The sequence below is a fragment of the Frigoribacterium sp. AC759 genome (assembly GCF_979256015.1).
Genome location: NZ_CEEDMT010000079.1, coordinates 1 through 279, shown reverse-complemented (window position 1 = coordinate 279; position 279 = coordinate 1). Strand labels below are relative to the sequence as shown.

1 protein-coding gene is annotated in these 279 nt (G+C 69.5%); it reads left to right on the top strand.

Annotated features, from left to right (window positions below; translation table 11 throughout):
* Nucleotides 1–279, top strand: a 279-nt coding sequence (locus ACZ6JE_RS15165; RefSeq protein WP_464319475.1) for a glycosyltransferase, incomplete at both ends; no start/stop codon positions are given.

Below are 279 nucleotides of genomic sequence, written 5' to 3'. Positions count from 1 at the left end.
GAGGTGCTCATCCTCATCGAGGAGGAGGACGACGCCACCCGCGACGCGATCGCCGCCGCCGACCCTCCGGCGCACTACCACGTCGTCACCGTGCCGAAGGGGCACCCGCAGACGAAGCCGCGCGCCTGCAACGTCGGTCTCTATCTCGCGACGGGCGAGTTCCTCGTGATCTACGACGCGGAGGACACCCCCGATCCCGATCAGCTGAAGAAGGCCGTCAACGCCTTCGCGCGCGGCGGCGAGCGCACCGTCTGCGTCCAGGCGGCGCTCAACTACGTC